General features: G+C 35.8%; 16 protein-coding genes. 8 read left to right on the top strand and 8 right to left on the bottom strand.

Going from position 1 to position 12410, the window contains the following annotated elements; all coding sequences use genetic code 11:
- Positions 1-74: 74 nt before the first annotated feature.
- From hpnK to NG743_RS23785, 8 genes are all read right to left on the bottom strand, one after another.
- Positions 75-911 (bottom strand): hopanoid biosynthesis-associated protein HpnK, encoded by an 837-nt coding sequence (gene hpnK / locus NG743_RS23820; RefSeq protein ID WP_027401534.1) that lies wholly within the window; start codon positions 909-911, stop codon positions 75-77.
- 106 nt (positions 912-1017) lie between these two features.
- Positions 1018-2451 carry a hopanoid biosynthesis associated radical SAM protein HpnJ gene (hpnJ, locus tag NG743_RS23815; protein ID WP_193963650.1) on the bottom strand — a complete coding sequence of 478 codons (1434 nt, stop codon included), beginning with the start codon at positions 2449-2451 and terminating at the stop codon, positions 1018-1020.
- A gap of 85 nt (positions 2452-2536) precedes the next feature.
- Complete coding sequence (locus NG743_RS23810; RefSeq protein ID WP_257121030.1) at positions 2537-3367, bottom strand: squalene/phytoene synthase family protein; 831 nt, start codon at positions 3365-3367, stop codon at positions 2537-2539.
- 498 nt (positions 3368-3865) lie between these two features.
- Entirely contained in the window at positions 3866-4195 is a 330-nt protein-coding gene (locus NG743_RS23805; RefSeq protein ID WP_257121029.1) for a hypothetical protein, read from the bottom strand.
- Positions 4196-4234: 39 nt separating this feature from the next.
- The gene (locus NG743_RS23800; protein WP_257121028.1) at positions 4235-4369 is read right to left on the bottom strand and encodes a type II toxin-antitoxin system HicA family toxin; all 135 of its coding nucleotides are present in this window, start codon (positions 4367-4369) and stop codon (positions 4235-4237) included.
- 104 nt (positions 4370-4473) lie between these two features.
- Entirely contained in the window at positions 4474-4683 is a 210-nt protein-coding gene (locus NG743_RS23795; RefSeq protein WP_257121027.1) for a 2-oxoisovalerate dehydrogenase E1 subunit beta, read from the bottom strand.
- 66 nt (positions 4684-4749) lie between these two features.
- The gene (locus tag NG743_RS23790; protein ID WP_257121026.1) at positions 4750-5391 is read right to left on the bottom strand and encodes a HEPN domain-containing protein; all 642 of its coding nucleotides are present in this window, start codon (positions 5389-5391) and stop codon (positions 4750-4752) included.
- 15 nt (positions 5392-5406) lie between these two features.
- Positions 5407-6633 (bottom strand): DUF262 domain-containing protein, encoded by a 1227-nt coding sequence (locus NG743_RS23785; RefSeq protein ID WP_257121025.1) that lies wholly within the window; start codon positions 6631-6633, stop codon positions 5407-5409.
- A gap of 113 nt (positions 6634-6746) precedes the next feature.
- Between NG743_RS23785 and NG743_RS23780 the strand changes: the two genes are divergently transcribed.
- From NG743_RS23780 to NG743_RS23745, 8 genes are all read left to right on the top strand, one after another.
- Entirely contained in the window at positions 6747-8207 is a 1461-nt protein-coding gene (locus tag NG743_RS23780; RefSeq protein WP_257121024.1) for an aminotransferase class I/II-fold pyridoxal phosphate-dependent enzyme, read from the top strand.
- A gap of 115 nt (positions 8208-8322) precedes the next feature.
- Positions 8323-8658, top strand: a complete 336-nt coding sequence (locus NG743_RS23775) for a cation:proton antiporter subunit C (protein ID WP_027401542.1) — start codon at positions 8323-8325, stop codon at positions 8656-8658.
- Positions 8655-10088 carry a cation:proton antiporter gene (locus tag NG743_RS23770; RefSeq protein ID WP_257121023.1) on the top strand — a complete coding sequence of 478 codons (1434 nt, stop codon included), beginning with the start codon at positions 8655-8657 and terminating at the stop codon, positions 10086-10088. Before NG743_RS23775 ends, NG743_RS23770 begins: the two co-directional genes overlap by 4 nt.
- Positions 10085-10471: a Na+/H+ antiporter subunit E gene (locus NG743_RS23765; protein ID WP_193963303.1), complete on the top strand. Its 387-nt coding sequence runs from the start codon at positions 10085-10087 to the stop codon at positions 10469-10471. Before NG743_RS23770 ends, NG743_RS23765 begins: the two co-directional genes overlap by 4 nt.
- Positions 10468-10725: a hypothetical protein gene (locus NG743_RS23760; RefSeq protein WP_027401545.1), complete on the top strand. Its 258-nt coding sequence runs from the start codon at positions 10468-10470 to the stop codon at positions 10723-10725. The genes NG743_RS23765 and NG743_RS23760 overlap by 4 nt, the downstream gene beginning before the upstream one ends.
- On the top strand, positions 10722-11003 hold the full coding sequence (locus tag NG743_RS23755) for a monovalent cation/H(+) antiporter subunit G (RefSeq protein ID WP_257121022.1): 282 nt from the start codon (positions 10722-10724) through the stop codon (positions 11001-11003). Before NG743_RS23760 ends, NG743_RS23755 begins: the two co-directional genes overlap by 4 nt.
- A complete protein-coding gene (locus tag NG743_RS23750) occupies positions 10993-11559 on the top strand; it encodes a DUF4040 domain-containing protein (RefSeq protein WP_027401547.1) in 567 nt (188 codons plus the stop codon). Before NG743_RS23755 ends, NG743_RS23750 begins: the two co-directional genes overlap by 11 nt.
- The gene (locus NG743_RS23745) at positions 11556-12218 is read left to right on the top strand and encodes a Na(+)/H(+) antiporter subunit B (RefSeq protein ID WP_027401548.1); all 663 of its coding nucleotides are present in this window, start codon (positions 11556-11558) and stop codon (positions 12216-12218) included. The genes NG743_RS23750 and NG743_RS23745 overlap by 4 nt, the downstream gene beginning before the upstream one ends.
- Positions 12219-12410 lie beyond the last annotated feature (192 nt).

Genomic DNA, 12410 nt, shown 5'->3' with positions numbered 1-12410 from the left:
GTTAGAATGGACAACAACAGACGCTACTAAACAACATTATATTTTATATATTAATATTTATACAAAATTGTTAATTAAATTAACTGATTATAATTACTTAATTTAAAATCTTTCACAGTCAATAATTGACGCACTTCCTGACTCAATAAAGCCGCTAATTCTACTTCACCACCGTTATTTGTCTCAGTATTTACTAAAGCCGGATGAGAATAAATTTCTACCAATTCCGCTTCTATTTGTGGTATTAAATCTAGTAAATATTTTTCACTCATGTCACCAGTTTGTAACAATCCATAAACCCTGTCAGCAAATTTAATATTATTAGCTTTTAATAAACCTTCTCCATAACGGCGTAATTGTCCAAAAACAATAGACCAAACTATTTTAGTGAGTAAATTGCGTTGATCAATTTTGAGATTTTTTGTCAATTCTTCCGATGGTAAACGGATAAATTTAATCTGAAATTCCGCTGCAAATTCTGTTAAAATATTCAAAATTACAGGATGTACATGAAGGTGTAAATGTCCATCAACATGACTGAGATTTAAACCAGAAGCGCGGAATTTTGCTAATTGGGCATATATTTCTAAGCGCAATTCGGCACGGGTAGCCTGATTAAATTGATAGTTTAATCCTGCTTGGGTGGGATTACTGGAAAAGTTACCCTGAGAGTCTACTAAATGTGGAATTTGCGAAGGTGGTAAAACTGATTTACCACAAACTAAAACTAGGTGTAAACCTACTGCTAAATGAGGATGATCTTTTGCCAGAGCGATCGCCTCTTGTGCAGCATCACCACTTACCATTAAACTAGTGCTAGTTAAAACGCCTTCCTCATGGGCTTGAATAATCGCCGCATTCACACCCTGGGAAAACCCGAAATCATCAGCATTAATAATTAAATAAGACATTGGTATATAGATAATTAGGATTAAAAATGTCAGAATCAGGATTGACAAGATTTAATTTAATTAATCCTGTTAATCCTTTAATCCTGGGTATCCTGATTCTGACGATTTACCTAGCTAAAGCTTGAGTCCGACGGTCTTTCAAATAACCAAAGAATTCCTTACCTTCCCGCAAGCGACGAACTAACATTTGTCTATCAGCCAGCATTTCCCGCACAATCGGAATAATCGCTTTTGGACGGAAGTAAAACTTGCGATACATTTTTTCAACCGAATCTTCAATTTCCGCACTCGAAAGACTGGGATATTGCAAAGTTGAAGTTTGAATACCGGAAGTTGAAACTAAAGACTCATTCGCAAACCAACCTTTTTCTCTGGCTTGTTCATACAACTCTGTACCAGGATAAGGTGCAGCAATAGAAACTTGAATTGTATGGGGACTCAACTCACAAGCGAAGCGAATTGTTTCCTCTACAGTTTCTGGAGTTTCTATTGGCAATCCGATAATAAAAGTACCATGTACAGTAATACCAAGTTTGTGGCAATTCTTCATGAATTCTCGTGCCACTTCTAGCTTAATACCTTTTTTGATATTATTGAGAACTTCTTGATTGCCAGATTCAAAACCTACTAATAACAATCTTAAACCGTTATCTCGTAAAGTTTTGAGAGTATCATAATCTAAGTTTGCACGGGCATTGCAACTCCAAGTTAAATTGAGTCGCTTCATGTGTTTGCTAATTGCGATCGCTCGATGTTTATCAATGGTAAAAGTATCATCATCAAACATATACTCCCGCACCTTATCCCCAAAGAGAACCTTCGCCTCTTCCATTTCTCTGCCTACAGCATCAGGGCTTTTATGACGGTATAAATGTCCACCAATAGTTTGTGGCCACAAACAAAAAGTGCATTTGGCTGGACAACCCCGCCCAGTATAAAAAGAAATGTAAGGATGTTGCAAATAGCCAATAAAATACTTGCTAATATCCAAATCACGAGCGTAAACTGGCAACACACTGGGCATAGCATCCCAATCATGAATCAAAGGACGTTCCTCAGTTTGGTGGATATTCCCCAATTTATCCCGGTAACTCAAACCCTTGATTTCATCCCAAGGTTTTCCTTCTGCTAATTCCTTACAGGTATAATCAAACTCATTGCGACAAACAAAATCAATTACTGGATTTTCTCGCAAAGTTGCCTCTGGTAAAACCGCAACGTGCGCCCCCACAAAGCCAATTTGTACATTGGGGTTTTGAGCTTTGATTGTTTCTGCACACTTAACATCATTAGCCAACGATGGTGTACTGGTGTGCATAATTACCAATTCATAATCCTTGGCAATTTTCAACACATCATCCACAGTTTGCCCATGAGGAGGTGCATCAACTAACCTACTGCCAGGAACTAAAGCCGCTGGTTGTGCTAACCAAGTGGGATACCAAAAAGAAGTAATTTCTCGTTTTGCTTGGTATCGCGCCCCCGCACCACCATCAAAACCATCAAAAGAAGGTGGACTCAGAAATAAAGTAGTTTTCATGAATATCTCACACACACAAATTTTTTATTTTGGTAATGGGTAATGGGAATTTACTTCAACTCGCCTGTTCCCCGTTCCCTATTTCCTAACTAGCCTTAGCGTTCACACCCATGAGGTTTTCAATCAGGGAAACAACATCACTGCGACTGAGTTTTTCCTTACCACTAGCCAAAGCATCTAAAGTACCATGAGCCAAAGCCAAAGGAATTTGGCAAAATTGCAAAGCCGGTCCATTGGGCAGAGAGTTCGTATAGGCATCTGCTAAGATAAGATTGCGACGGGCATATTCTTGGAGATTGTCATTATCCCAACCTGCTGGGTAAAAGTTGACCCCACGATTGAGGTCTTCACCATTGTTACGCAGAATATTGACCGCTTGCAAACCCCTACCAAATCCTATGGCTTGAGTGCGGTTGCTTTGAGTTCCATCATACCAGTTCCATAAATCTGAGAGTAACAAGCCCACAGCACCAGCCACCCCAAAGGTATAACAGTCTAGATCCGCTTCTGTTTCTATTTTCCAATTTTTATCTGCCCAATAAGCCATTCTATCAGCCATTGCCGCTGTTGCATCCCAAATTCGCGGAGCAATACTTTCAGGTGCTAATATTGACCATTCTCTAATCCGTAAACTAACTTCTTGTAAAGAATTTTCGTAACCTTTAAACCCTACAGAGAAAGCATCCAGCGAAAAACCATCTACTCCAGCTTGCAATGTGAGGCTAATATTCTGCAACAGGCGTTTTTTAGTCTCGTTATCCAAGTTTGGATCATCTTCAATTTGGTCAATGGCACGCATACACAAGTATGCTGATGCCACTGCTTCTTGTAATCCTGATGGTAAAATACTAATTGGGATATAAAAAGTTCTACTAGTGTCTTTAAGGATTTGCAACGCATCTCCACGTAAATCCATTTTGTTCACTCCTGTCTTGATTTTCACACCACACCTAATTTCCGACTTTTCGATAATACTAGATTTAGTCTTTATTAAACCTTAAAAAGCATAAACACTCTAGTATTCAATCTAGAAATACATAGTTAATAGTGTCATATTTAACACAATTTTCGAGCTTATCAGAAAAATGCCCAAAATCCTTAAAGGTGCGCCCCACTCAAGAGGACACACCTGTGATACTTCTACGCCGTGCAGGCTATCAAATAAGGTATGCAGGCTAAAGCCAGGATTTATTCTGCACTGAGATTCTGTGTATATTGTATAATGAATAGTTATCGAAAACAAACAAAGTTTAGTAACAAGATTAAATCAGTGCTAGTTCTAGAATACAAGGTTGGGCGATGCGTTGATTCATACATCACGGTATAAATTCCGTACAAGAAACCAGAATTAATCCATCCTGTTAAAGCACGGTTGGAATGAATGCTTATCAGTTCAGGGGACAAGAAAAAACCTTTAACTTTTTTCCTTTAATCCTTGTTCTTGATCATTATCAAATAATTCTAATAAACCAAATATCCCCACAAAAAATGTATAAGCTGCATATTTGATTGATGCTTGATTGCGAGCAGGTGCATAATAAGCAGCAATTAAGGCTTCGAGAAAATGAGCCAACAGCACAATATGAGTGATAATTAAAGCTGGAGTTAAGATACTCGGTAGTTGACTGTTAGTGATTGATGTTTGAATATTCCATAATTCTAAGCCTACTGCACTGGTTGTGAGTGTGATGGATATAATTTTGAAGATGGGGAATAATCCTTGTTTGATATCTTTGAAGTTCATTGATTTTGGGAAATATTTTATAAATTATTTCTTTGTTTTCTAGGAAAAAAGTAACACAATTATTTCATTTTTGTCAAAATTATGGTGAGATGCAATATCTCTAATTATTGCATTCACAGTTCCTATTTTCATAGGATCATGGGCAGGAACTGTAACATGATGCTCACCATTCAATTGGGTAGTTAATCTAATGTGACTACCTGTTTGATAACTAACTTTTTACTCTAAACGGGCAAGAGCTTTTACTAATTCTGCACCTGATAAATCTTCTGGAAGTTTCAAGAAGCTATTACCTCATCTCGAACTATATGTAACCGAATAATTTTAGGACGTTTTTCTTCATCAGGAAAATGACAATGAACAGCGTCACGAATCATTACTCTCAGTGTTTCTATATCATCAGCTTGAGTAAAAATTGATTGACCTAATGCTGTGGCTGTATAACCACTATCTATATCATCTTCAACGAGAAATACAATTTCCATCATGAGGATATTTTCTCAGACATATTTTGAAGTTCAAATTATTGTATAGAAATAATCGTATTTTACAGTTTATTCTATCAAATTATTGATTAATTCATCTATTCTTAAAAGTTCATAAGTAATTTGGGTTACAGTATCTAATTCATTTGCAGGATCTGGAGTTTGAATAGTCATATATGATGTAGCTGAAGTATGGGCGACAAGACCTCGTTTTTCTCCAAATGTATTCATGATAGCAAGCCAAGCAGGATCTAGGTCATCACTATCTATTCCTATGGGTAAAAGTAAGGACAAAATATGATCTTCTTTGACTCCATGATTTTGACTAATAACTCTTTTAAAACTTTCCAAAGCTAAATTTATTTTTTTTGATATTTTGATTTTTTCCTCTTTAACGGTTTTACTGCCCTTTTTTGGTGTAAGTGTATCTGGTGGTTCATCCATAGTTAAACCAGAAAACCCAAGTAGACATATTAAAGTACGAGTTGTTTTACCGCTTTTATCCCAAAGAGTTTTGGCATTTTGAACAACTTCCCACGCTCTTTCTTCAAGATAAGATTCAATTTCAGCATGAGCTAAAACTCTATATGCAGCAGTTTTAGATAACTGACTTTCAGAATATAAACCCGTTGGGTTAATCTTAGGAATAAATTGTTTTTTTAACCTATTTAACTCTTTAGTTAAAGTACGAAATCTAGCTGATTTTGACATATTATAGATAATAACCTATCTCAAACTATTGAAAATAATACGATTATCAACGAATTCAGGTAGGTTAAATTCTACATCTAAAACTTCTAGTAGACTTTCGCCCCAAAATCTAAAACGATTGTAAGTTTGAATAATGTTTTTGGTTGTTCCTTCAACACCTTCCTTAAAGTCGTTGTTTGATGAACATAATTTCTTTAAAGCTTCTTGAACTTTGTCTTGATTTTTTTCAGCAGATTGTCTAATAATTTCATCTGAAAAATAAAATACCATCACATCTAAAATTGCTCTATTAAAGCGTCTTCTATATTTTTTATCATTTCTTAACCACATACGAAAAAAGTTTTTTTCTCCAAATATATTAATAGTTGTTTGTACTGCTTCCTCAAATTGGTTAACTACATTTTCAATATCATTATGTTTGTTATTCCAATCTTTATTAAGTTCTGTGCAGGTCATGTCAAGAAATGATTTAAGGTTTCCACTATATTTAGATAGAAAATAATGAAATCCTACATAACGTAACAATAATTCGACATCTCTCATCCGAAAATCAGGATGTGGTGATTTGAATATTTTTTTAAGAGCTTGACTTTTAATTGATTGATCATCTAGAAAATTGATAAATGAACCATGATGTAATGCTTGTCGAAGTTCTTGAGCTGATAAAGGTGTACTTTGTACATTCAAACGTAGAAAAATTTTATACAGGAAATTTTCATCTTTTATATTCCGCAGAAGCATAGTGCGAATAGTTTGATTATCAAGATTATCAGTATCTCTACTCAAAAATAAATCACTTCTTATGTCTTCGTATGTTTTGCCAATTAAATCACGTCTAAATTCTAGATTTCTTAAAGCAAAGGCATTATTTGGTATTTTTTCATCACTCCTGCCATAAAATTGCAGAATTGTTAACAAGCGTTGCTTACCATCAAGAACAATAAATTTACCTTGTTCTTGACTAGCTGCTAATACTATTTGTGGTACTGGAAATCCCAGTATAAGTGATTCGATAAATCTACTTTTGAGTGTTATATCCCAAGCATCTCGTCTTTGAAATCTTGGAGTTAATTGGATATTATTGCGAAGAAGCTGATCAAGTATTGTTGCTGTTGTCCAGTCACTACCAGAAACAACAATTTCTTGAATTTTCTTTAATTCAGGAATTAACTCAATCAGCGGTTGAGACTCAATTTCTTGATCTTCCTCTTCCTCAAAAAATATTTCTTCTTCGTTAGTCATAGTTTCAGTCTGCATAAGGATTTGAATTTAAATACAATATATCATATTATTTCTTTAGATTCTAGATGTTATCAATTTTTACTTTAAGCTTTCAACGCTTCTTTTCCCTTAAAATGCCAAATCAAAACCAAACCCCCCTCATAGATGCCTTGAAAGCCTGTATAAACCGTCCTCACGCACCTTTTTACACCCCAGGACATAAACGCGGTGCGGGAATTTCGCCAATTTTAACAGATTTAATTGGTAAAGATGTCTTTCGGGCTGACTTAACGGAATTAGCAGAGTTAGATAATTTATTCAAACCAGAAAGCGTAATTCTCGCAGCCCAAGAACTCGCAGCAGAGGCTTTTGGGGCAGAGAAAACATGGTTTTTAGTTAATGGTTCTACCTGCGGAATTGAAGCCGCAATTCTCGCTACTTGTAGAATGAGAGATAAAATTATTCTGCCTAGAAATATCCATTCTTCTGTTATTTCTGGATTGATTCTTTCGGGGGCAATTCCTATTTTTATAAATCCTGAATATGATGAAGATTTAGATATTGCATACAGCATTACACCAGAATCATTAAAAGCAGCATTAATACAACATCCAGATACCAAAGCAGTGCTGATAGTTTATCCTACTTATCATGGTGTTTGTGGAGATTTGCCAGCATTTGTACACCTTACTCATCAATATAATATTCCCTTGATTGTGGACGAAGCACACGGCGCACATTTTCATTTTCACCCAGAATTACCCACATCAGCTTTAAGTGCAGGTGCAGATTTAACTGTCCAATCAATTCATAAAACATTGGGGGCAATGACACAGGCATCAATGTTACATATTCAAGGTAAAAGAATTGATATTGATAGAGTTAATAAAGCCTTACAATTAGTTCAATCTACAAGTCCTAGTTTTATTCTTTTAGCTTCTCTCGATGCTGCACGTCAGCAAATGGCAATACATGGAAAAAAGCTCATGTCTCAAACTTTGGAATTAGGGAAAGCAGCCAGAACTCAAATTAATCAAATTCCTGGGTTATCTACTCCTCTTTCTCAAAAAGAAAAATCACCGGGATTTATAGATTTAGATAAAACTAGATTAACAGTTAATATTAGTAAATTAGGATTTACTGGCTTTGCAGCCGAAGAAATTTTAGATGAGAAATTTAATGTAACTCCAGAATTTTCATCTTGGCAAAATCTCACATTTATTATTAGCTTAGGAAATACAGAAACAGATATTCAAAATTTAATTAATTCTCTAAATAATCTTACTCATGTTAATCCATTAAAAACTCAAAATTTATTGTGTAAATCCAAAAAAGATAACACAAGTAATATTATAGCTATTTCTCCCCGTGAGGCTTTTTTTGCTAATAGTGAAATCTTGCCTTTCGAGAAAGCTCAAAATCGGATTTGCGCGGAAATTATTTGCCCTTATCCTCCAGGAATTCCTGTATTAATGCCTGGAGAACTCATTACAAAATCGGCTTTAGAATATTTGCAAGAAATTCAAAAAATGGGTGGTTTTATCACTGGTTGTGCAGATGAAAGTTTGCAAACTTTAAAAGTTGTGAAAACATAAATCATTGAGTATAACTATCATAATCATAAGAATATTCTAGTGTTGAAATTATTCTAGCACTAAGATTTCGTGCTTATATAAAGTTAGCACTTTATCATAAAATTAAATAATTCCCGTGTTAGAAGCGTGCGTACTGATAACAATACTGTGTGGTTTTTTTGGCATCATCCTCAAAAAAAACTTAGTGATGAAAATTGTCTCAATGGATGTGATGAGTACGGGTGTGATTGCTTTTTATGTACTAATTGCATCACAACAAGGCTTATTTACTCCCATTATTTCCGAGGTAAAAAATATTGCTTATGCTGATCCTGTTCCCCAAGCAGTCATATTAACAGCGATAGTCATCGGTTTCTCGATACAGGCTTTGATGCTAGTTGGTGTGATGAAATTAGCACGGGATAATCCCACATTGGAAAGTAACGAGATTGAGAAAAATAACACACCATGAATACTATTACACTGACTTGGATTGCTACCCCATTTTTTCTAGGGTTCATCATTTTTCTAGTCCCCAAACTTAACCGACATTTGACATTGTGGGGGACTATTGCTTCTGCTGCTTATGGGTTACAGCTATTTATCGAACCATCACCCATCACCCTGAATTTACTGGATAGTTTCGGTATCACTTTAGTGGCTGACGAGTTAAGCGGTTACTTTATTTTCACAAATGCCCTGGTAACGGCTGCTGTTGCCCTCTACTGCTGGCGCAGTGATAAAACGGCTTTTTTCTATGCCCAGATGATTATTGTGCATGGTAGCCTGAATGCTGCCTTTGTCTGTGCAGATTTCATTAGTTTATATGTGGCTTTAGAAGTAAGCGGTATTGCGGCTTTTCTATTAATTGCTTATCCTCGTAGCGATCGCTCAATTTGGGTAGGTTTACGGTATCTCTTTGTTAGTAATACTGCCATGTTGTTTTATCTGGTTGGTGCAGTGCTGGTTTATCAGACACATCATTCCTTTAGTTTTACCAGTTTAAAGGGATCACCACCAGAAGCACTAGCATTAATTTTCCTGGGCTTATTAATCAAAGCGGGGATTTTTATATCCGGTTTATGGCTACCTTTAACTCATTCTGAATCAGAAACACCAGTTTCGGCATTGATGTCAGGAATTGTCGTTAAAGCCAGTGTTTTGCCTTTATTGCGTTGTGCATTTGTTTCCGAAGAAATTGATATTATAGTCAGAATTTTTGGTGTGGGAACAGCTTTAATGGGTGTATCCTATGCTGTCTTTGAAAAGGATACCAAGCGCCTGTTAGCATTTAGCACTATTTCCCAGTTAGGCTGGATTCTCGCTGCACCGGCTGTAGGTGGATTTTATGCCCTCACCCATGGATTAGTCAAATCATCTTTATTTTTGATTGCGGGTTCTTTACCCAGTCGCAATTTTAAAGAACTGCAAAATAAACCCATTCATACTAATATTTGGATAGCCTTAGTTATTGCTAGTTTATCAATTTCTGGTTTACCTTTGTTGTCAGGTTTTGAGGCAAAAGTATTAACGACAAAAAATTTAGAATCTTGGCAATTTATAGTTATGAATATTGCCGCAGTTGGTACAGCCATATCTTTTGCTAAATTTATTTTTCTCCCCCATACAAAAGCAGAAGAACAGAAAATAAAACCAGGTTTTTGGATATCAGTAATATTTTTGATTACTGGATTATTTGTGGCAAATATTGTCTATCTTCCAGCTTATGAAATCACCAATATTACAAAAGCACTTTTAACTATTGCTGCGGGGTGGTTAGGATATCATTTCATTTTCAAGAAATTATCCATATCTCTACCTCGTGTATTTGAAGAATTTGAGCATTTAGTTGGTGTCATGAGTTTAACTTTAATCCTATTATTTTGGATGGCTTTCCCATGATTGGACATCTCATATTAAGACTAACAATTTGGTTATTACTCACTGCTAATGTGAGTTTAACAAATATTATCATCGGTGTAATTATTGCCTTACTTTTACCACGTGGTAAGTCATCACCAGAAAAATTAAAATCTTGGGTAAAGGTAATAATTAAGATATTCGTTGCGATTCCGGTAGCTTTTATGGAGGCATTTGAAATTATCTTCCGTCCCCATAACCAAGAAGAAATTATCATGGAGAAAGTCAAACTCAACAGATCACCTTTATTGATTTTCCTCGATATATTTCTGATTACCTTTACCCCCAAAACCATAGTTTTGAAGTACCACGAAGAAGGATGGTATGAAGTTCACCAAATTAAACCCAGGAAAAAACAAGCATGAACCTAGAAATAGTCTTAATAGCAATGATTTTGGCTTTACTTATTCCCATTTATGAAGCTTGGAAAAGTGATGATACATGGCAGAAAATGTTAGCTTTTGGCAGCATTTCCAGTAAAGTAGCCATCATGATTCTCGTAATTTCCGTTTGGCGCGATGATTGGATGATTGGTGTAGTCGCAGCGATTATTTTGACAGTAGGAAATGCCGGCTTAATGTTATTAGCACATATCCTCAGAAGATTAGGTGAAGTATGATCAACTTTCTTAGTTATACCTGTATAGGGATAGGCATATTTTTCTGGTTTTGGGGAACTTCTCATTTAGTCAGCAACAGATCAGTATTATTCAAATTACATGGACTTTCTGTTGCTGATACTTTAGGTTCAATGATGATTATTGTCGGACTACTACTGAAAATACCCAGTGAATGGCCATTACTTATTCTTGGCATTATTTCCTTAGCAATTTGGAATACTATGCTGGGTTATGTATTAGCATACTGTTCAACAGAAGAGGAAAAACATGAATCATAGTTATCTCTATTTAATCATTGCTTTATTACCCTTAACTGCGGGGATGTTAGTAACTCAAACTAACCCCTATCATGCCTTAGTAATTCGTGGGGTACTCGGTGCAGTTGCAGCAATGGTAGATGCAGTTTTAGGTGCAGCAGATGTGGCTTTAACAGAAGCATTAATGGGAACAATGCTATCAATTACTCTCTATGCGATCGCAGTTCGTTCATCCTTAGTATTACGTCTTGGTGTCATGGAAAATCAGTCAATAGAAAAAAATCAAGATGGCAATTTTCAACAACTTATGAGCGACTTTCGCCGCATTTCCAAGAAACATTATCTGCGTCTAGAACTCGTACCTTACACTACTAAAGAAAATTTACAACAGGCGTTAATAGAAAAAGAAATTCATGCTACCTGTGCGCCATTAGAAAAGTTTGTGGAAGCAGAAGAAACATACCAAACCGTGATTAGAGTGCAACGCATTTATAACATCATAGAAAGCGAACTTTCATCACCAAAAACAGATTTAAAATATTTCAATGTTTTAGATTCAGGGGAGCAAAATTTATGAAATTAGTTTACATTTTAGCCGGAATAGCGTTATTTGTAAAAATGCTGATCATGCCTAATTCCGAACTAAATTTACCAGATATTTCTATTGTGGAAACAGTGGTAAAAGAAAGTGGTGTTCCCAATGCAGTATCAGGAATTATTTTCAGAAATCGGCTATATGATACAATTTTTGAAGTTATTGTTTTTACTATTGCCATTCTCGGAGCTAATTTTTTATTAGCTAATGAAAAACCATCTTGTAGCATCTATCAATTTAAAGACCAACCATCCATCATTTTAGCTCGTCTAGGGGCGACAATTGCGGCATTAGTGGGCATTGAATTAGCAATTAGGGGGCATTTGAGTCCGGGGGGTGGTTTTGCGGCTGGAGTCGCTGGGGGAACAGCAATCGGACTCATAGCAATTACCTCATCATACCAATGGATGCAGGATATTTACCAACGTTGGCACGCGGCTATTTGGGAGAAGGTTTCGGTATTAGTTTTCATTGTTTTAGCAGTGATCACTTTGTCGGGAATAGAATTACCACATGGAGAGTTAGGAACATTATTTAGTGGTGGAATTCTCCCGATATTAAATATCCTAGTTGCTGTTAAAGTGGCATTAGGTTCTTGGGCTGTGATTTTGATTTTTATTCGTTATCGAGGTTTATTATGAAAAATGGGAGTTTGAGGAATTAGCGATCGCACTTAAGTAGGTGAACACAATAAAACCAAACTGTGTAAAAAAATGTAAAATCGCCTAAACCCTCTTCACTCTTGCCTTTTGCCTTGCCATAATGACAATTTTCAACGCCAACCTACTTAGGGACTTCCAAGAAATAAATTATCCTGATTAACGAACCACAGA

This window comes from Dolichospermum heterosporum TAC447, assembly GCF_024584745.1.
GTDB lineage: Bacteria > Cyanobacteriota > Cyanobacteriia > Cyanobacteriales > Nostocaceae > Dolichospermum > Dolichospermum heterosporum.
The sequence above is the reverse complement of the archived record's forward strand: the minus strand, read 5'-3'. Positions and strand labels throughout refer to the sequence as shown.